Source organism: Janthinobacterium sp. LM6, assembly GCF_002002885.1.
GTDB classification, from domain to species: domain Bacteria; phylum Pseudomonadota; class Gammaproteobacteria; order Burkholderiales; family Burkholderiaceae_D; genus Janthinobacterium; species Janthinobacterium kumbetense.
On the sequence record NZ_CP019510.1, the window covers coordinates 733,421 to 751,872 of the forward strand.

General features: G+C 55.8%; 31 protein-coding genes. All 31 read left to right on the forward strand.

Annotated elements, in window-relative coordinates; all coding sequences use genetic code 11:
* Positions 1–45 precede the first annotated feature (45 nt).
* The 31 genes from creD (at position 46) to dsbD (ending at position 18,385) form a co-directional block, all read left to right on the forward strand.
* Complete coding sequence (gene creD, locus BZG29_RS03170) at positions 46–1,473, forward strand: cell envelope integrity protein CreD (protein WP_077398837.1); 1,428 nt, start codon at positions 46–48, stop codon at positions 1,471–1,473.
* A 177-nt stretch (positions 1,474–1,650) separates the two neighbouring features.
* On the forward strand, positions 1,651–1,845 hold the full coding sequence (locus BZG29_RS03175) for a hypothetical protein (protein ID WP_077398840.1): 195 nt from the start codon (positions 1,651–1,653) through the stop codon (positions 1,843–1,845).
* A gap of 303 nt (positions 1,846–2,148) precedes the next feature.
* Positions 2,149–2,805, forward strand: a complete 657-nt coding sequence (gene rplC, locus BZG29_RS03180) for a 50S ribosomal protein L3 (protein WP_010394393.1) — start codon at positions 2,149–2,151, stop codon at positions 2,803–2,805.
* 3 nt (positions 2,806–2,808) lie between these two features.
* Positions 2,809–3,429, forward strand: a complete 621-nt coding sequence (gene rplD / locus BZG29_RS03185) for a 50S ribosomal protein L4 (RefSeq protein ID WP_034753197.1) — start codon at positions 2,809–2,811, stop codon at positions 3,427–3,429.
* Positions 3,426–3,743, forward strand: coding sequence for a 50S ribosomal protein L23 (rplW, locus tag BZG29_RS03190; RefSeq protein WP_010394398.1), 318 nt, complete (start codon positions 3,426–3,428; stop codon positions 3,741–3,743). The genes rplD and rplW overlap by 4 nt, the downstream gene beginning before the upstream one ends.
* On the forward strand, positions 3,743–4,570 hold the full coding sequence (rplB, locus tag BZG29_RS03195) for a 50S ribosomal protein L2 (RefSeq protein WP_034753198.1): 828 nt from the start codon (positions 3,743–3,745) through the stop codon (positions 4,568–4,570). Before rplW ends, rplB begins: the two co-directional genes overlap by 1 nt.
* A gap of 10 nt (positions 4,571–4,580) precedes the next feature.
* The gene (rpsS, locus tag BZG29_RS03200; protein ID WP_008444295.1) at positions 4,581–4,856 is read left to right on the forward strand and encodes a 30S ribosomal protein S19; all 276 of its coding nucleotides are present in this window, start codon (positions 4,581–4,583) and stop codon (positions 4,854–4,856) included.
* Positions 4,853–5,185 (forward strand): 50S ribosomal protein L22, encoded by a 333-nt coding sequence (gene rplV, locus BZG29_RS03205; RefSeq protein ID WP_170840583.1) that lies wholly within the window; start codon positions 4,853–4,855, stop codon positions 5,183–5,185. The genes rpsS and rplV overlap by 4 nt, the downstream gene beginning before the upstream one ends.
* A gap of 9 nt (positions 5,186–5,194) precedes the next feature.
* The gene (gene rpsC, locus BZG29_RS03210; protein WP_034753199.1) at positions 5,195–6,019 is read left to right on the forward strand and encodes a 30S ribosomal protein S3; all 825 of its coding nucleotides are present in this window, start codon (positions 5,195–5,197) and stop codon (positions 6,017–6,019) included.
* A gap of 2 nt (positions 6,020–6,021) precedes the next feature.
* A complete protein-coding gene (rplP, locus tag BZG29_RS03215) occupies positions 6,022–6,441 on the forward strand; it encodes a 50S ribosomal protein L16 (protein WP_034753201.1) in 420 nt (139 codons plus the stop codon).
* Positions 6,442–6,453: 12 nt separating this feature from the next.
* The gene (rpmC, locus tag BZG29_RS03220) at positions 6,454–6,645 is read left to right on the forward strand and encodes a 50S ribosomal protein L29 (protein ID WP_010394412.1); all 192 of its coding nucleotides are present in this window, start codon (positions 6,454–6,456) and stop codon (positions 6,643–6,645) included.
* Positions 6,642–6,914 (forward strand): 30S ribosomal protein S17, encoded by a 273-nt coding sequence (gene rpsQ / locus BZG29_RS03225; protein ID WP_010394415.1) that lies wholly within the window; start codon positions 6,642–6,644, stop codon positions 6,912–6,914. Before rpmC ends, rpsQ begins: the two co-directional genes overlap by 4 nt.
* 253 nt (positions 6,915–7,167) lie before the next feature.
* Complete coding sequence (rplN, locus tag BZG29_RS03230) at positions 7,168–7,536, forward strand: 50S ribosomal protein L14 (RefSeq protein ID WP_008444317.1); 369 nt, start codon at positions 7,168–7,170, stop codon at positions 7,534–7,536.
* A gap of 9 nt (positions 7,537–7,545) precedes the next feature.
* Positions 7,546–7,860 carry a 50S ribosomal protein L24 gene (gene rplX, locus BZG29_RS03235; RefSeq protein WP_034753204.1) on the forward strand — a complete coding sequence of 105 codons (315 nt, stop codon included), beginning with the start codon at positions 7,546–7,548 and terminating at the stop codon, positions 7,858–7,860.
* Between the two features lie 6 nt (positions 7,861–7,866).
* Complete coding sequence (gene rplE / locus BZG29_RS03240) at positions 7,867–8,406, forward strand: 50S ribosomal protein L5 (RefSeq protein WP_010394421.1); 540 nt, start codon at positions 7,867–7,869, stop codon at positions 8,404–8,406.
* 2 nt (positions 8,407–8,408) lie between these two features.
* Positions 8,409–8,714, forward strand: a complete 306-nt coding sequence (gene rpsN, locus BZG29_RS03245) for a 30S ribosomal protein S14 (RefSeq protein ID WP_010394423.1) — start codon at positions 8,409–8,411, stop codon at positions 8,712–8,714.
* A gap of 14 nt (positions 8,715–8,728) precedes the next feature.
* Positions 8,729–9,124, forward strand: a complete 396-nt coding sequence (gene rpsH, locus BZG29_RS03250; RefSeq protein ID WP_034753208.1) for a 30S ribosomal protein S8 — start codon at positions 8,729–8,731, stop codon at positions 9,122–9,124.
* Positions 9,125–9,134: 10 nt separating this feature from the next.
* On the forward strand, positions 9,135–9,668 hold the full coding sequence (rplF, locus tag BZG29_RS03255) for a 50S ribosomal protein L6 (RefSeq protein WP_034778281.1): 534 nt from the start codon (positions 9,135–9,137) through the stop codon (positions 9,666–9,668).
* Between the two features lie 13 nt (positions 9,669–9,681).
* Positions 9,682–10,044, forward strand: a complete 363-nt coding sequence (rplR, locus tag BZG29_RS03260; protein ID WP_010394431.1) for a 50S ribosomal protein L18 — start codon at positions 9,682–9,684, stop codon at positions 10,042–10,044.
* A 9-nt stretch (positions 10,045–10,053) separates the two neighbouring features.
* Complete coding sequence (gene rpsE, locus BZG29_RS03265) at positions 10,054–10,572, forward strand: 30S ribosomal protein S5 (RefSeq protein WP_010394433.1); 519 nt, start codon at positions 10,054–10,056, stop codon at positions 10,570–10,572.
* Between the two features lie 10 nt (positions 10,573–10,582).
* The gene (rpmD, locus tag BZG29_RS03270; protein WP_010394435.1) at positions 10,583–10,762 is read left to right on the forward strand and encodes a 50S ribosomal protein L30; all 180 of its coding nucleotides are present in this window, start codon (positions 10,583–10,585) and stop codon (positions 10,760–10,762) included.
* 30 nt (positions 10,763–10,792) lie between these two features.
* Positions 10,793–11,224: a 50S ribosomal protein L15 gene (rplO, locus tag BZG29_RS03275; RefSeq protein WP_034753211.1), complete on the forward strand. Its 432-nt coding sequence runs from the start codon at positions 10,793–10,795 to the stop codon at positions 11,222–11,224.
* Between the two features lie 32 nt (positions 11,225–11,256).
* Positions 11,257–12,591: a preprotein translocase subunit SecY gene (secY, locus tag BZG29_RS03280; protein WP_010394438.1), complete on the forward strand. Its 1,335-nt coding sequence runs from the start codon at positions 11,257–11,259 to the stop codon at positions 12,589–12,591.
* A gap of 18 nt (positions 12,592–12,609) precedes the next feature.
* Complete coding sequence (gene infA / locus BZG29_RS03285; RefSeq protein WP_005663428.1) at positions 12,610–12,828, forward strand: translation initiation factor IF-1; 219 nt, start codon at positions 12,610–12,612, stop codon at positions 12,826–12,828.
* A 42-nt stretch (positions 12,829–12,870) separates the two neighbouring features.
* A complete protein-coding gene (gene rpmJ, locus BZG29_RS03290; protein ID WP_010394471.1) occupies positions 12,871–12,984 on the forward strand; it encodes a 50S ribosomal protein L36 in 114 nt (37 codons plus the stop codon).
* 14 nt (positions 12,985–12,998) lie between these two features.
* Entirely contained in the window at positions 12,999–13,364 is a 366-nt protein-coding gene (gene rpsM / locus BZG29_RS03295; RefSeq protein WP_046681666.1) for a 30S ribosomal protein S13, read from the forward strand.
* 17 nt (positions 13,365–13,381) lie between these two features.
* Complete coding sequence (rpsK, locus tag BZG29_RS03300) at positions 13,382–13,786, forward strand: 30S ribosomal protein S11 (RefSeq protein WP_010394475.1); 405 nt, start codon at positions 13,382–13,384, stop codon at positions 13,784–13,786.
* 258 nt (positions 13,787–14,044) lie between these two features.
* Positions 14,045–14,668 (forward strand): 30S ribosomal protein S4, encoded by a 624-nt coding sequence (gene rpsD / locus BZG29_RS03305; RefSeq protein ID WP_010394478.1) that lies wholly within the window; start codon positions 14,045–14,047, stop codon positions 14,666–14,668.
* Between the two features lie 102 nt (positions 14,669–14,770).
* Entirely contained in the window at positions 14,771–15,748 is a 978-nt protein-coding gene (rpoA, locus tag BZG29_RS03310; protein ID WP_008444343.1) for a DNA-directed RNA polymerase subunit alpha, read from the forward strand.
* A 133-nt stretch (positions 15,749–15,881) separates the two neighbouring features.
* Positions 15,882–16,274 (forward strand): 50S ribosomal protein L17, encoded by a 393-nt coding sequence (gene rplQ, locus BZG29_RS03315; RefSeq protein ID WP_034753219.1) that lies wholly within the window; start codon positions 15,882–15,884, stop codon positions 16,272–16,274.
* Between the two features lie 233 nt (positions 16,275–16,507).
* The gene (gene dsbD, locus BZG29_RS03320) at positions 16,508–18,385 is read left to right on the forward strand and encodes a protein-disulfide reductase DsbD (RefSeq protein WP_171985129.1); all 1,878 of its coding nucleotides are present in this window, start codon (positions 16,508–16,510) and stop codon (positions 18,383–18,385) included.
* Positions 18,386–18,452: the final 67 nt, after the last annotated feature.

Genomic DNA, 18,452 nt, shown 5'->3' on the forward strand with positions numbered 1-18,452 from the left:
GCACATGGTTTTTTTACACTGGCATCCTCACTTCAAGGATGCGCCATGCAAAAAACTCTATTCGTCAAAGCGTTGATCGTGTTCGGCCTGATGCTGGTGATCGGCCTGCCTTTGCTGATGATTCAGGAAACGATTAAGGAGCGGATGGAATTCCGCCAGGAAGCCGTCAACAGCATCGCCGCCGATTCGGTGCGCGAACAAACCATCATCGGTCCCATCCTGGTGATTCCCTACACGGAGCAGTACGAGGAGCGCGTGGAGGTGGCCAAGGGCGATGACAAGGAAGTGAAAGCGCCCGTACGCACGGAGTTGCTGCGCCGCACGGTGCAGCGCCGCCAGCTCGTGTATCCGAACTTCTTGCTGCAGGACGGCACCATCGAGACCGACCGCCGCTACCGTGGCATCCACCAGGTGCTGGTGTACAGCGGCCAGCATGCGTTCAGGGGCGACTTCACGGTGCCGGCCAGCACGCAGCTGCCGCGAAAGTCGCCGGATTCGCGCGTCACTCTGGGCGAGCCTTTTGTCGCGCTGTCCATCGAGGACGTGCGCGGCATCCGCAATATCCCGAAAATCGATTGGGGCGGGCGCCAGATCGAGTTTGAGCAGGGCAGCGACCTGTTTGCCTTCCGCAGCGGCTTGCACGCGCCGCTGGGCGCCATGCCGCTGGCGCAGGCGCAACAGGTGAAATTCAGCTTTGACCTGGGCCTCGACGGCATCGAACGCCAGCATTTCGTGCCGGTGGCAAAAAACAGCCAGATCAGCATCAAGTCGAACTGGCCCCATCCGCAGTTTGGCGGGCGCTTCCTGCCGTCGCCGAAGAATCGCCAGATCAACGCCGATGGCTTTCAAGCCGAATGGAATATCTCGTCGCTGGCCACCAATGCGCAAACGCAGCTGAGCAGCATCGAAGGCGAGTTCAAGGTGCCCGACAGCGCGCCGCTGGGCCAGATCGACCGCTTCAGCGTCGGCTTCATCGAGCCGGTGAACGTGTATTCGCAATCGGATCGCGCCACCAAATATGGCTTGCTGTTCGTGGCGCTGACTTTTGCCGCTTTCTTCATCTTCGAAATCCTGAAAAGCCTGCCGATCCACCCGGTGCAGTACCTGCTGGTGGGCCTGTCGCTGGTGATCTTCTTCCTGCTGCTGGTGGGCCTGGCCGAGCATATCGCCTTCCTGGCCGCCTATCTGATCGCCAGCGCCGCCTGTATCGTGCTGACCAGTTTTTACCTGGCGCACGTGCTGCACAACGCCTGGCGCGGCATCGGCTTCGGCGTGGCGCTGACGATGCTGTATGGCGCGCTGTATGGCTTGCTGAACTCGGAAAACAATGCGCTGGTGATGGGCAGCATCCTGCTGTTCGCCGTGCTGGCGGCCATCATGGTGGCGACGCGCAAGGTGGACTGGTATCAGGTAGGCAGGGGAGGGCAGCAAGCTTCAGAGCCTGCTCCAGTGAGGCATGAAAAAGATTGCTGATTTGGAAAATAAGTGGTTTTAAGTTGGTATTGTTTACGGTAGTCTTTGGTATTACTTTCCGGGCAACACGGTATTGTGTGTTGCGGTTTGCGGGAGTGATAGTGGGCGGCAGGAAGGGTGGCTTGCCGCCACTGGGCAGTTCCTTTCATTCCAACATACAAACCTGGAGACAGCACCATGATCAAGAAACTGGCTTTTTTCCTCTTTGCCTGCGGCCTGAGTGCCGGTTACGCGTATGCCGCGGCGAGTGAGGATGTCTGGCAATGCCGTTCGCGCTGCGACAGCAGCTATGTCGGCTGCACCGGTTCATTGGGCGGCAGCCCGATTTGCCGTGACCTGCTGCAGCATTGCCTGGAGCGCTGCAACGGCTAGACCAGCGACTCGCATGACGCATGGGCGCGGACGGGGCACAAGCCTGGTCCGCGCCCTTCTTTTTGTGGCGCCAGGGCGCATGGATGCTCATTTTGACGAGGCGCTGCGACAATTGCGGGAGGTGTGCGACAACTCCCGCAGGGGCGTCGCGCAACACTTTGACATACCTCGTGTTAACTTGTTGCGTCAAGGGTTTTTGTGCTATATACTAGCCGGCTTCGGTATGGATTCGTCTTTTTTGAGTCCTACGTTACTTTGTAGTTAAACAAGCCCCGCCCAATCGCAGGTGGGAATGGAGAAAAAATGAGCCTAGGCCTTCTCGGTCGCAAGGTTGGTATGATGCGCATTTTCACGGATGAAGGGGATTCGATTCCTGTCACCGTGTTGGACGTATCGAACAACCGTGTTGCGCAAATCAAAACCCCTGAAACAGATGGTTACTCCGCTGTTCAGGTCGCATTCGGTCAACGTCGCGCTTCCCGCGTGACCAAAGCTGTTGCTGGTCATCACGCTAAAGCTGGTGTTGAAGCCGGTACTCTGTTGAAAGAGTTCCGTGTCGACGCTGCCAAAGCCGCTGAACTGAAAGCTGGCGATGTTGTCGCTGCTTCCCTGTTCGAAGTCGGTCAAAAGATCGACGTGCAAGGCGTTACCATCGGTAAAGGCTATGCAGGCGTTATCAAACGTTACCACTTCGCTTCTGGCCGTGCAACGCACGGTAACTCGCGTTCGCATAACGTTCCAGGTTCCATCGGTATGGCACAAGATCCAGGTCGCGTTTTCCCTGGTAAGCGCATGACCGGTCATCTGGGTGACGTTAACCGTACGATCCAGAACCTCGTGATCGCCCGTATCGATGCCGACCGTCAGCTGTTGCTGGTCAAAGGCGCGATTCCAGGTGCGAAAAATGGCCAGGTAGTTGTCTCGCCAGCCATCAAAACCAAAGCCAAGAAGGGAGCTTAAACGATGGAACTCAAGCTTCTGAATGCGCAAGGTCAAGCCGCCTCGAACGTTGCTGCAGCCGATACGATTTTCGGCCGTGACTACAATGAAGCGCTGATCCACCAAGTCGTCATCGCTTATCAAGCGAATGCACGTAGTGGTAACCGCAAGCAAAAAGACCGTGAAGAAGTTCACCACACGACGAAAAAGCCATGGCGCCAAAAAGGTACCGGCCGCGCTCGTGCTGGTATGTCGTCGTCGCCACTGTGGCGCGGCGGTGGTCGGATTTTCCCGAACTCGCCTGACGAAAACTTCACCCACAAAGTGAACAAAAAGATGTATCGCGCAGGTATCTGCTCGATCCTGTCGCAGCTGGCTCGCGAAGAGCGCCTGATCGTCATCGACGATCTGACGATCGACGCGCCAAAAACCAAGCTGCTGTCGCAAAAATTGAACGGCCTGGGCTTTGATTCGGTTCTGATCATCACCGACGTTCTGAACGAAAACCTGGAACTGGCATCGCGCAACCTGCCTAACGTACTCGTCGTTGAGCCACGTCACGCAGACCCGATGTCCCTGGTGTTCTACAAGAAGATCCTGGTCACCAAAGCTGCATTGGCCAAGATTGAGGAGATGCTGGCATGAGCGCGATTTTGAAACATAGCGAAGAACGCTTGATGAAGGTGCTGTTGGCGCCCGTGATTTCCGAAAAGGCCACCATGGTCGCGGAAAAGAACGAGCAAATTGTATTCCGCGTACTGCCGGATGCAACCAAGCCTGAAATCAAGGCAGCGGTCGAACTGCTGTTCAAGGTTGAAGTTCTGTCCGTGCAAACTGCAAACCGCGAAGGTAAGCAAAAGCGCACCGGCAAGTTCAACGGTCGTCGTAACCATACCAAGCGTGCTTTCGTGTGCCTGAAGCCTGGCCAGGAAATCAACTTCTCCGAGGAGGCTGCATAATGGCACTCGTTAAGATGAAACCAACCTCGCCAGGCCGTCGCGGCATGGTGAAGGTGGTGAATGCCGACCTGTACAAAGGTCGTCCGTTTGCTGCCCTGGTTGAAAAGAAATCCAAGACCGCTGGTCGTAACAACAACGGTCACATCACCACCCGTCATATCGGTGGTGGTCATAAGCAACACTACCGCTTGATCGACTTCAAGCGCACCAAAGATGGTATTCCAGCGAAAGTGGAACGTATCGAATACGATCCAAACCGCACCGCGAATATCGCTCTGTTGTGCTACGCCGACGGCGAACGTCACTACATCATCGCAACCAAAGGCATGGCCGTTGGCGACAGCGTGATGAACGGTTCGGAAGCACCGATCAAATCGGGTAACTGCTTGCCAATCCGTAACATCCCAGTCGGTACCGTGATGCATTGCGTTGAAATGCTGCCAGGTAAAGGTGCCCAAATGGCACGTACCGCCGGCGCCGGCGTTGTGCTGATGGCACGTGAAGGTACCTACGCTCAAGTGCGTCTGCGCTCGGGTGAAGTACGTCGCGTGCACATCGAGTGCCGTGCTACGGTTGGTGAAGTCGGCAATGCCGAGCACAGCCTGCGTAAAATCGGTAAGGCTGGCGCGATGCGCTGGCGCGGTGTTCGTCCTACCGTTCGCGGTGTGGTCATGAACCCGGTCGATCACCCGCACGGTGGTGGTGAAGGTAAAACAGCAGCTGGTCGTCATCCAGTTTCGCCTTGGGGCCAACAGACTAAGGGTAAGAAGACACGCAGCAACAAGCGTACTACTTCCATGATCGTCTCGCGCCGCGGCAAGAAATAAGGGGTAGCACATGACACGTTCATTGAAAAAAGGGCCGTTCTGTGACGCCCACCTGGTGAAAAAAGTTGAAGCCGCGCAAGCAGCCAAAGACAAAAAGCCAATCAAAACCTGGTCGCGTCGTTCGACAATCATGCCTGACTTTATCGGCCTGACGATCGCGGTTCATAACGGCAAGCTGCACGTGCCGGTTTATGTTTCCGAAAACATGGTTGGTCACAAGCTCGGCGAATTCGCACTGACCCGTACGTTCAAGGGCCATGCAGCTGACAAAAAGGCTAAGAAATAATGGAAACTAAAGCTATCCTCAAAGGTGTGCGCCTGTCGGACCAAAAGGGCCGCCTGGTTGCTGACCTGATCCGTGGCAAGAAAGTTGACGCTGCACTCAACATCTTGCAATTCAGCCCGAAAAAAGGTGCTGCGATCATCAAACGCGTTCTGGAATCCGCTATTGCGAATGCCGAGCACAATGATGGCGCGGACATCGACGAATTGTTCGTGAAAACGATCTACGTCGAAAAGGGCCCCGTCCTGAAGCGCTTCACCGCGCGTGCAAAAGGCCGTGGCGACCGTATTTCGAAACAATCCTGTCACGTTTACGTGACTGTCGGTAACTAAGGAGCCACGATGGGTCAGAAAATTCATCCAACCGGTTTCCGTCTGGCGGTCACCCGTAACTGGGCTTCGCGCTGGTATGCAGGCAACGGTAATTTCGCTGCCATGCTGAACGAAGACTTGAAAGCACGTGCTTACCTGAAAAAGAAACTGAAGAACGCTTCCGTTGGCCGCATCGTTATCGAGCGCCCAGCCAAGAACGCGCGCTTCACGATCTACAGCTCGCGTCCAGGCGTGGTCATTGGTAAAAAAGGCGAAGACATCGAAGTACTGAAGTCCGCGCTGACCAAGATCATGGGCGTGCCTGTTCACGTGAACATCGAAGAAATTCGCAAGCCAGAAATCGACTCGCAACTGATCGCCGATTCGATCGCTCAGCAGCTGGAAAAACGGATCATGTTCCGCCGCGCCATGAAGCGTGCAATGCAAAATGCAATGCGCCTGGGTGCTCTCGGTATCAAGATCATGTCGTCCGGCCGTCTGAACGGTATCGAAATCGCGCGTAAAGAGTGGTACCGCGAAGGCCGCGTGCCTCTGCATACCCTGCGCGCCGATATCGACTACGGTACCAGCGAAGCGTCGACCACCTACGGCATCATCGGTGTCAAGGTGTGGGTATACAAGGGTGACCGCGCGCCTAACGGCGATGCACCAGTCATCGATACCCCAGCTGACGAGAAGAAAAGCCGCGGCCCACGCCGTGACGATGGCAAGCCAGCTGGCCGTCCACGTCCAGCCGGTGCCGGTGCGAAACCATCCACAGCACCAGGTGCACGTGTGCGTACCGCCGCTAAACCGGCCGCCGCAGCAGCACCAGCTGAGAAAGCAGGAGAATAATCATGCTGCAACCAGCACGCAGAAAGTATCGTAAAGAGCAGAAAGGCCGTAATACCGGTATTTCGCACAGCCGCGGCACCGCCGTGTCGTTTGGCGAATTCGGTCTGAAGGCAGTTGCGCGCGGTCGTATCACTGCGCGTCAAATTGAAGCGGCGCGTCGTGCAATGACGCGTCACATCAAGCGCGGTGGCCGTATCTGGATCCGTATTTTCCCGGACAAACCGATTTCGAACAAACCGGCTGAAGTCCGTATGGGTAACGGTAAAGGTAATCCTGAGTACTACGTCGCTGAAATTCAGCCAGGCAAAGTACTGTATGAAATGGATGGCGTTGATGAAGCGCTGGCACGGGAAGCATTCCGTCTTGCCGCCGCTAAACTGCCACTGGCGACGACGTTTGTCATCCGCCAAGTCGGCCAATAATTGGAGTTGTATATGAAAGCATCTGAACTCCGCGGCAAGGACCAGCCAGCTCTGCAAAAAGAGCTGAATGACCTGTTGAAGGCACAGTTCGGCCTGCGCATGCAAATCGCTACGCAGCAGCTGAGCAACACTTCGCAGCTCAAGAAGGTACGCCGCGATATCGCGCGTGTGAAGACGGTAATGAATCTGAAGGAAGCCAAATGAACGAACCAGTGAAACAGTCGCTCAAGCGCACGCTGATCGGTAAAGTGGTTTCGGACAAGATGGACAAGACCGTTACCGTTCTGATCGAGCGCCACGTAAAACATCCTTTGTATGGCAAGATCATCATGCGTTCGAACAAGTATCACGCGCATGACGAGACCAACCAAGTCAAGGCCGGTGACACGGTCGAGATCCAGGAAGGTCGCCCGATCTCCAAAACGAAGGCATGGACGGTGACACGTGTGGTTCAAGCCGCACCAACCGTTTAAATAAAAACCACCGTTTCGGCGGTGGCTTTTAATTAGTACTTGCAGGCCCGCAAATTGTATGTAATACTTGCGGGCTTCGTTCATGTAACGCCGCAAAGTGTCTGGCCACAGACAGTAGCATTCGCGGTCAGTTGATGTATGAAGGTCATGCACCCAAACAGTGAAGCCCAGCAGGGCGGCTCTGGCGGGACCAAGACTGACCGTGGGTCTACATTGTGTGGATTCTTCGGCTTAAGTTGGGAAAGAGAATACTATGATTCAAACTGAAAGCCGGCTCGAAGTGGCTGACAATACCGGTGCCAAAGAAGTAATGTGCATCAAGGTATTGGGCGGCTCCAAGCGCCGTTATGCTGGCATTGGCGATGTGATCAAGGTAACCGTTAAGGTTGCTGCGCCACGTGGCCGTGTCAAAAAAGGTGAAATTTATAACGCCGTGGTTGTGCGCACCGCTAAAGGTGTTCGCCGCCAAGACGGTTCCCTGGTGAAGTTCGACGGCAATGCCGCCGTTCTGTTGAACGCCAAGCTGGAACCGATCGGTACCCGTATTTTTGGACCTGTCACGCGCGAACTGCGCACTGAGAAGTTCATGAAAATCGTGTCCCTGGCACCGGAAGTCCTGTAAGGAGTCGTAATGGATAAGATTCGTAAAAACGACGAAGTCATCGTTCTGACCGGGAAAGACAAGGGCAAACGTGGTGTGGTACAGCAGCGTATCGATGCTGAACATATCGTGGTTGACGGCATTAACATCGCTAAAAAAGCGACTAAGCCAAACCCGATGACTGGCGTAACTGGTGGTATCGTCGATAAGACCATGCCAATTCACGTGTCCAACGTTGCATTGTTTAATGCAGCGACTGGCAAGGCAGATCGCGTGGGTTTCAAAGAAGTGGACGGCAAGAAAGTTCGCATCTTTAAATCCTCCGGCGAAGTAGTGAAGGCTTAAGAAATCATGGCACGTCTCCAAGAATTCTATAAAGAAAAAGTCGTTGCCGACCTGACCAGCAAGTTTGGTTACAAGTCGGTAATGGAAGTTCCACGCCTGACCAAGATCACCCTGAACATGGGTGTTGGTGAGGCTATCGCGGATAAAAAAGTTCTCGAGCACGCAGTTGCTGACTTGACCAAGATCGCCGGCCAGAAGCCAGTGACCACCAAGTCCCGCAAAGCGATCGCAGGCTTCAAAATCCGTGAAGGTTACCCGATCGGTACGATGGTCACCCTGCGCGGCGCTCGCATGTACGAGTTCCTGGATCGCTTCATTACCGTGGCTCTGCCGCGCGTACGCGATTTCCGTGGTGTGAACGGCCGTGCATTTGATGGTCGTGGCAACTACAACATCGGTGTCAAGGAACAGATCATTTTCCCTGAAATCGAATACGACAAGATTGACGCGTTGCGCGGTATGAATATCAGCATCACGACAACCGCTAAGACCGATGACGAAGCCAAAGCTTTGCTCGCCGCCTTTAAATTCCCTTTCAGGAACTGATCATGGCCAAACTGTCACTGATTAATCGTGAGATCAAGCGTGCTGACCTGGTGGCGAAATTCGCCCCTAAGCGCGAAGCTCTCAAGGCCATCGTCGATGACCAATCGAAATCGGAAGAAGAGCGCTACGAAGCTCGCCTGAAACTGCAGGCGCTGCCACGTAACTCGAACCCGACGCGTCAACGTAACCGTTGCGCCATCACTGGTCGTCCGCGCGGCACATTCCGTAAATTCGGTCTGGGTCGTATCAAGCTCCGTGAATTCGCCATGCGTGGTGAAATTCCGGGTATGACAAAAGCAAGCTGGTAATAGGAGAATATGCAATGAGTATGAGCGATCCTATCGCCGATATGCTGACCCGCATTCGCAATGCACAAGGCGTGCAAAAGACGACCGTGGCCATGCCATCGTCGAAAGTCAAAATTGCGATTGCCAGCGTCCTGAAGGACGAGGGTTACATTGAAGATTTCGCTGTTGCCGAAGCTGGTGGCAAAGCGGAACTGAAAATCGGTTTGAAGTATTATGTTGGCCGTCCCGTCATTGAGCGCTTGGAGCGCGTGTCCCGTCCGGGTCTGCGCGTCTACAAGGGCAAAGACGAGATCCCTGTTGTGATGAATGGCTTGGGTGTGGCGATCGTGTCGACTCCGCAAGGCGTCATGACTGACCGCAAAGCACGCGCTACCGGTGTCGGCGGCGAAGTTATTTGCTACGTGGCTTAAGGAGTTACACATGTCTCGAGTAGCTAAAATGCCTATCGTAGTGCCAGCTGGCGCCGAAGTCGCCATCTCCGCACAAGCGATCACCGTAAAAGGCCCGCTGGGCGTACTTTCCCAGGCCCTCACCGGCCAGGTCAAAGTGGAAAACAATGCAGGAACCCTGAGTTTCGACGTGGCGAACGACAGCCGCGAAGCCAATGCCATGTCCGGCACGCTGCGCGCACTGGTCAACAACATGGTTGTTGGCGTCACCAAGGGTTTCGAGAAAAAGCTGAACCTGGTAGGCGTGGGTTACAAGGCGCAAGCTCAAGGCGACAAGCTGAATCTGTCCCTGGGTTTCTCGCACCCTGTAGTGCATGACATGCCAGCTGGCGTTACCTGCGCAACACCAACCCCGACCGAGATCCTGATTAAAGGTATCGACCGTCAACAGGTTGGCCAGGTAGCCGCTGAAGTTCGTGCTTACCGCGCTCCTGAGCCTTATAAAGGCAAGGGCGTTCGCTATGCGGACGAAGTGGTTAAGCTTAAAGAAACCAAGAAGAAGTAATTAGGGGCTGACGATGGATAAGAAAGAATCACGGCTTCGCCGCGGACGCCAAACCCGCATCAAGATTGCGGAATTGAAAGTAAATCGCTTGTCGGTGCATCGCACCAACCTGCACATTTACGCCAACCTGATCAGCCCGGACGCTAAAGTCCTGGTTTCGGCCTCGACGGCTGAAGCGGAAGTTCGCGCTGAACTGGCAGGCCAATCCGGCAAAGGCGGCAATGCCGCTGCTGCAGCCTTGATCGGCAAGCGCGTCGCTGAAAAAGCGTTGAAAGCAGGGATTACCGAAGTTGCGTTTGACCGCTCCGGTTTCCGTTACCACGGCCGTGTGAAAGCGTTGGCAGAAGCCGCACGCGAAGCCGGTCTGAAGTTCTAAGGATCAATCATGGCAAAAATGCAAGCAAAAATGCAAAGCGACAAGCCGGATGATGGCATGCGCGAAAAAATGATCGCGATCAACCGCGTGACCAAAGTGGTCAAGGGTGGTCGTATCATGGGTTTCGCCGCGCTGACCGTAGTTGGTGATGGCGATGGCCGCGTCGGCATGGGCAAGGGTAAATCGAAAGAAGTGCCAGTTGGCGTGCAGAAGGCAATGGAAGAAGCCCGTCGCAACCTGATCAAAGTACCGCTCAAAAACGGCACCTTGCATCACACGGTTGTTGGTCGTCACGGCGCCTCCAAGGTCCTGATGAACCCAGCTAAGCCTGGTACTGGCGTTATCGCTGGTGGCGCAATGCGCGCTATCTTCGAAGTGATGGGCGTGACGGACGTGGTGGCGAAATCCACCGGTTCGAACAACCCATACAACCTGGTACGCGCTACGCTGGACGGCCTGTCGAAAATGAGCACTGCTTCCGATATCGCTGCCAAACGCGGCAAGTCGGTCGAAGACATTCTGGCTTAAGGTGGACAAAATGACAAACACAGTCAAAGTGCAATTGGTCAAGGGCTTGATCGGTACGCGCGAATCGCATCGCGCTACCGTGCGCGGTCTGGGTCTGCGTCGTGTAAATTCGGTTTCCGAATTGCAAGACACCCCATCCGTACGCGGCATGATCAATAAAGTATCGTATCTCGTTAAAGTTGTCGGGTAAGCCTTCGGGCTTACACGAACGGAGCAAATCATGGAATTGAATACTATTGCACCAGCCGAAGGCGCTAAGCACTACAAGCGTCGCGTCGGTCGCGGTATCGGCTCCGGCCTGGGTAAAACCTCGGGTCGTGGTCACAAAGGTCAGAAATCGCGTTCGGGCGGCTTTCATAAAGTCGGTTTCGAAGGCGGTCAGATGCCTCTGCAACGCCGTCTGCCTAAGCGCGGTTTCAAATCGATGCACGCAACCTTCAAAGCTGAAGTGCGCCTGTCCGATCTGAACAACCTGGCTGTTGGCGATGTCGACATTCTGGTCTTGAAGCAAGCTGGCGTTCTGGGCGTGTTGGCCCGTGACGTGCGCGTGATCTTGTCCGGCGAAATCACCAAAGCGGTGAATTTGAAGGGCTTGAAAGTGTCCGCTGGCGCGAAAGCCGCCATCGAAGCAGCCGGCGGCTCGGTAGCCTGAGTTGACCGCTAACAGCTTGATCGGAGCGAAAATTGGCGACTAATCCACAACTTGCTAAAAGTGCAGCGGCCGGTTTCCCTTGGGGACGGCTCTGGTTTTTGCTTGGCGCATTGGTGGTTTATCGTATCGGTGCTCACGTCCCGGTTCCCGGGATTGACCCGACACAATTAGCCTCGCTGTTCAAGGAGCACGAAGGCGGCGTCCTGGGCATGTTCAACATGTTCTCGGGCGGTGCCTTGTCTCGTTTTACAGTGTTTGCGCTGGGTATCATGCCTTATATCTCGGCCTCGATCATCATGCAATTGCTGTCGATCGTGTCACCGCAGATGGAAGCGTTGAAAAAAGAAGGCGAAGCAGGTCGTCGCAAGATCACCCAGTACACCCGGTATTTCACGGTTGCCCTGGCACTGTTCCAAGCGTTAGGCATTGCAGTCGCACTGGAGTCGCAAGCTGGTCTGGTGTTGGAGCCTGGTCTTGCATTCCGCTTCGTGACGGTCGTCACTTTGTTGACCGGAACAATGTTTTTGATGTGGTTGGGTGAGCAAATTACCGAGCGTGGCTTGGGGAATGGCATCTCGATCATCATTTTTGCCGGGATTGCAGCAGGTCTGCCGTCGGCGTTGGGTGGCTTGTTCACTCAGGTGTCGAATGGTTCGATCGGCAGCTTCAGCGCGATTTTCATCGTGATCCTGGTAGCACTGGTAACGTACTTCGTTGTATTCGTCGAACGTGGTCAGCGCAAAATATTGGTCAATTACGCGAAGCGCCAGGTAGGCAACAAGATTTATGGCGGTCAAACCAGCCATTTGCCGTTGAAGCTGAACATGGCCGGCGTGATCCCGCCGATCTTTGCTTCTTCGATCATCTTGTTCCCGGCCACTATCGTGGACTGGTTTTCAAAGGGCGCCGACAACGCTAACCCTGCGGTGCGGTTCTTGAAAGATTTGGCAGCATCGATGGGGCCTGGTGAGCCTATCCATGCGCTGTTGTACGCAGTGGCGATCGTGTTTTTCTGTTTCTTCTATACAGCGCTGGTGTTTAACAGCAAGGAAACAGCGGATAACTTGAAGAAAAGCGGTGCGTTCATTCCCGGGATCCGTCCAGGCGAACAGACAGCCCGTTACATCGACAAGATCCTGACACGCTTGACACTTGCCGGCGCAGTCTACATCACCCTGGTGTGTTTATTGCCGGAATTTATGCAAGCCCAGTGGAAAGTACCATTCTATTTCGGCGGTACTTCTTTATTGATTATTGTAGTTGTCACCATGGATTTCATGGCGCAAGTACAGAACTACGTGATGTCGCAGCAATATGATTCGCTGCTGCGCAAAGCAAATTTCAAGGGCGGAATTCCGACGCGTTAAGCGCGGTAAACATACCGAATGGCAAAAGACGACGTCATACAGATGCAGGGCGAGATTCTTGAGAATCTCCCAAATGCAACATTTCGAGTGAAGCTGGAGAACGGACACGTGGTGCTCGGGCATATTTCAGGTAAAATGCGGATGAACTATATTCGCATTCTCCCTGGAGACAAGGTGACGGTGGAGTTAACGCCGTATGACCTGAGCCGAGCCCGCATTGTGTTCCGTACCAAGTAACACACTGAATCAAACCAAAGAAGCGAAAGAAAGAGCCCAAAAATGAAAGTTCTCGCATCAGTCAAGCGGATCTGCCGCAACTGCAAGATCATCAAGCGCAAAGGCGTAGTCCGCGTTATCTGCGTGGAACCACGTCACAAGCAGCGTCAAGGTTAATCGAGGAATAACAAATGGCACGTATTGCAGGGGTTAATATCCCAAATCATCAGCATACCGTTATCGGCCTGACGGCCATCTACGGTGTGGGCCGTCCACGCGCAGAGAAAATCTGTGCATCGACCGGTGTAGCAACCAACAAAAAGATCAAAGATCTGGATGACAGCGAACTGGAAAAGCTGCGCGATGAAGTAGGTAAATTCATCGTCGAAGGCGATCTGCGTCGTGAACTGTCCATGAACATCAAGCGTTTGATGGATCTGGGTTGCTACCGCGGCATGCGTCATCGTAAGGGTCTGCCTTGCCGTGGCCAGCGTACGCGTACGAACGCACGTACCCGCAAGGGACCGCGTAAAGCCGCTCAATCGCTGAAAAAATAATCCGCTAGGGAATAATTATGGCTAAGTCGCAAAATAACGCCGCATCAGCACGCGTGCGTAAAAAAGTTAAAAAGAACGTCGCTGAAGGCATCGCACATGTCCACGCTTCGTTCAATAACACCATCATTACCATCACCGATCGTCAAGGCAATGCCTTGTCGTGGGCTACCTCCGGCGGTGCAGGCTTCAAGGGTTCGCGTAAATCGACCCCATTCGCAGCGCAGGTCGCCGCGGAAGCCGCTGGTAAAGTGGCTGTTGAGTGTGGCGTGAAGAACCTGGAAGTACGTATCAAGGGCCCAGGTCCTGGTCGTGAATCCGCCGTTCGCGCGCTGAACAACCTGGGCATCAAGATCACCGAGATCCAGGACGTGACGCCGGTACCGCACAACGGTTGCCGTCCACCGAAACGTCGTCGTATCTAAGATAGTGTTGCAGAGGGCGCTTCGGCGCCAGCTGCTTTGCTGTCTGTTGTAACTCAGTACAGTTGTGTGAAAACGCTGGAGCAGAGAGCCGGAAACGGTTATACTGCCCGGCTGTTCTTGCCTGTCAAATCCTGTTTGACGGGTTTTTCGTTTTCAGCCACCGTCTGATTGAAACCAAATCAGACTAGCGCCTAACCGCATCAGTGTGTTTGATCATGCATGTGGCTGGGGCGTTATCATTTAAAAAAAGGAAGTATCGTGGCACGTTATATCGGACCTAAAGCAAAACTTTCCCGCCGTGAAGGTACAGACCTGTTCCTGAAGAGCGCACGTCGCTCGCTGGACAGCAAGTGCAAACTGGACGTCAAGCCAGGCCAGCACGGTGTCAAATCCGGCGCCCGCACCTCGGACTACGGTAACCAACTGCGCGAAAAGCAAAAAGTCAAGCGCATGTACGGCGTGCTGGAACGTCAATTCCGCCGCTACTTCGCTGAAGCAGACCGTCGTAAAGGCAACACCGGCGAAACGCTGTTGAAGTTGCTGGAAACGCGTCTGGACAACGTTTGCTACCGCATGGGCTTTGGCTCGACCCGCGCTGAAGCGCGTCAATTGGTCAGCCACAAAGCGTTCACCGTGAACGGTATCGTTGTGAACATCGCTTCGTACGCAGTTAAAGTTGGCGACATCGTTGCTGTTCGTGAAAAATCGAAAAAGCAAGTGCGTATCGTTGAAGCACTGTCGCTGGCCGAACAAGTTGGTATGCCTAGCTGGGTTTCGGTTGATGCCAAGAAAATGGAAGGTACCTTCAAGTCCCTGCCAGAGCGTAACGAAATCGCTAACGACGTCAACGAATCGCTGATCGTCGAGCTGTACTCGCGTTAATAGTAGTTAGCACCACCTCCGCCCACTCGATCGAGTGGGCGTTTTACTAATGCCATCAGCCTTATCGGTGTAATGAGCCGAGGGTATTGAAAAGGACATTTCATGCAAAACAGTTTGTTGAAGCCACGTATTATCGATGTTGAAGCTCTCGGTGCAGGTCACGCCAAAGTCGTGATGGAACCGTTCGAGCGCGGCTATGGCCACACATTGGGTAACGCGTTGCGCCGCGTTCTGCTGTCGTCGATGGTAGGCTACGCGCCGACCGAAGTGACGATCGCTGGCGTCGTCCACGAATATTCCTCCCTCGATGGCGTGCAAGAAGACGTCGTCGATCTGTTGCTGAACTTGAAGGGTGTGGTTTTCAAAGTCCACAACCGCGATTCGGTAACCCTGACCCTGAAAAAAGAAGGCGAAGGCGCGATCCTGGCCTCCGACATCGACCTGCCGCATGACGTCGAACTGATCAACCCTGACCACGTGATCGCCCACCTGACCGCTGGTGGCAAGCTGGACATGCAGATCAAGGTTGAAAAAGGCCGCGGCTACGTTCCTGGTAACGTGCGTCGCCTGTCGGAAGACACGAACAAGACCATCGGCCGCATCATCCTCGATGCGTCGTTCTCGCCAGTGCGCCGTGTATCGTACTTCGTTGAATCGGCCCGCGTTGAACAGCGTACTGACCTGGACAAGCTGATCATCAACATCGAGACCAACGGCGTGATCTCGCCGGAAGAAGCGATCCGCCAGTCGGCCCGCGTCCTGGTGGACCAGCTGAATGTGTTCGCCGCCCTGGAAGGCACGGAAGCCGCCGCCGAAGCGCCATCGCGCGCTCCGCTGGTCGATCCTATCCTGTTGCGTCCAGTCGACGACCTGGAGTTGACCGTGCGTTCGGCGAACTGCCTGAAAGCGGAAAACATCTACTACATCGGCGACCTGATCCAACGTTCGGAAAACGAACTGCTGAAAACGCCAAATCTGGGCCGCAAGTCCCTGAACGAAATCAAGGAAGTGCTGGCATCGCGCGGCTTGACCTTGGGCATGAAGCTGGAAAACTGGCCGCCTGCCGGCCTGGAAAAGTAATTCGTAGTTGTAGCAAACTGCTTGGGACAGGTGTCCCAGGCTTTTATTTTGTAGCACCAAACCGGCCCGCGATGAAGCTTCTGCCTCATTGATCGAAGAGCTGGAATTTAAACACTCACCGAAAGGATTTATCATGCGTCACGGTCACGGCCTCCGTAAACTGAATCGTACCTCGTCCCACCGTCTGGCAATGCTGCGCAACATGACAGTATCGCTGCTGCGTCACGAAGCGATCAAAACCACCCTGCCAAAAGCAAAAGAACTGCGCCGCGTTGTCGAGCCAATTCTGACCCTGGGCAAAACCGACTCCCTGGCAAACAAGCGTCTGGCCTTCAACCGCCTGCGCGACCGTGAAATGGTCGTCAAACTGTTCGCTGAACTGGGCCCACGTTTCGCCAACCGTAACGGTGGTTATGTGCGTATCCTGAAAATGGGTTTCCGCGTCGGCGATAACGCTCCTATGGCGTTCGTTGAACTGATGGATCGTCCAGATACGACCGAAGCAGTTGAAGTTGCTGGCGAGTAATCCCAGTAATTGCATCTAAGAAAGCCAGGCCTAGCCTGGCTTTTTTGTTTTCTGCTGCAGCTATCCTTGCTGCGGTGTACTATTCTTCTTTCGCGCCGGCCCGGCACATGCGCTGCCTGCTCCGCGCGTCCTCCGTCGAATGGTCGAAAAGGTAGTTCATGTCCCGTTTCCCCTCCAGCGCCTCCGCGCGCGCCGCTCCCCTGCATCAACTGCTGATCTGGCTTGCCACCTGTATGCTGCTGGCCATGGCCGTCTTTGGCGCCAATCATGCCCGCGCCGACGATGAATTCCTCGATCCCGAGCTGGCCTTCAAATTTTCCGCCCGCATGCAGGATCCGTCCACCATCGCCGTCACCTACGTGATCGCCGACGGCTACTATATGTACCACGAGCGCTTCAAGTTCGAGGCCGTGGGCGCCAAGCTGGGCACGCCCGTGTATCCGGCTGGCAAGGTCAAGTTTGACGATACCTTCCAGAAGAATGTGGAAACCTTCCGCAAGACCCTGACCATCACCATTCCCGTTGAGGCGGCCGGCGCGTTCACCCTGAAGGCGACGGGCCAGGGCTGCTCCGACAAGGGCCTGTGCTATGCGCCGCAGGATGCGACAGCCCAGCTGGTGGGCGGGGGCGGCGGCCAGAGCGTGGCGCCCGGCGCGGGCCTGCCGTCGAAATTCGCCTTGCCCGCCGCGCCGGCAGTCGATACGGCTGCCATCAACGGTCCGCAGGCGCAGGCGTCGCCCGGTGTGTCCGTGCTGAGCATTCCCCAGGCCGATATCACCAGCACGTCCGAGCCGGTAGCGGCGGCGCCCGTGGCGGCAAGCGCCGCGCCCGCGCAAAGCGAGATGGGCAAGATCGAGGCGGCCCTGAAGGGCGGCAAGCTGCTCGTCATCGTGCCCCTGTTCATGCTGCTGGGCCTGGGCCTGGCGTTTACGCCGTGCGTGCTGCCGATGGTGCCGATTTTGTCGTCGATCATCATCGGCGATGGCGCCAAGGTCAGCCGCTCGCGCGGCTTGCTGCTGTCGCTGACGTACGCGCTGGGCATGGCCATCGTGTATACGGCGCTGGGCGTGGCGGCCGGCCTGGCGGGCGAAGGCCTGGCGGCCCAGCTGCAAAACCCGTGGGTACTGGGCTTCTTTGCCCTGCTGATGGCGGGCCTGGCGCTGTCGATGTTCGGCTTGTATGAACTGCAAGTGCCGGCTTTCCTGCAAGGCAAGCTGACGTCCGTGTCGAACCAGCAATCGTCGGGCCGCCTGGCGGGCGTGTTCGTCATGGGCGCCATTTCCGCGCTGATCGTGGGACCCTGCGTGGCCGCGCCGCTGGCCGGCGCCTTGCTGTACATCAGCCAGACGCGCGACGTCGTCATCGGCGGCAGCGCCTTGTTTGCCATGGCGGTGGGCATGAGCGTACCTCTGCTGCTGGTTGGCGTGTCGGCCGGCACCTTGCTTCCCCGCGCCGGCGCCTGGATGGACGCCGTCAAGCGCTTCTTTGGCGTACTGCAGCTGGGCGTGGCCTGGTGGCTGGTTTCGCCCGTGCTGCCAGGCGCCGTGCAGATGCTGGGCTGGACGGTGCTGTTTGTCGGCTACGGCATGTATTTGCTGGTGGGCAAGAGCGGCGCGAAGAACGCCTGGATCGCCAAGGCATTCGGCCTCGTGTTTGCCGTGCTGGGCGCGATGCAACTGGTGGGCGTGGCCAGCGGCGGCCGCGATCCGCTGGCGCCGCTGGCCCACCTCGGCGGTGGGCAAGTGCACGCGCAGCCGTTTATGCGCGTAAAGACCGTGGCGCAGCTCGATGCGGCGCTGGCGCAGTTGAACGGCAAGCCGGCCCTGCTGGACTTTTATGCGGACTGGTGCGTGTCGTGTATCGAAATGGAAAAACTGACCTTCGTCGATCCTGCCGTGCGCGAGAAGATGGGGCAAGCCGTGCTGCTGCAAGTGGACGTGACGGCCAATGATGCCGACGACAAGGCCATGCTGAAACGTTTTCAGCTGTTCGGCCCGCCGGGCATCATTATGTTCAACCAGCAAGGGCAGGAAATCGCCCAGTCGCGCGTGATCGGCTTCCAGAATGCTGCCACTTTCCTGGCCTCGTTGCGCAAGCTCGACGGGCAGTGAGCGGTCACTTGTCTCGCCAATAAGAAAAAGCCTGCATCGCAGGCTTTTTCTGTTTTTACACCCGCTA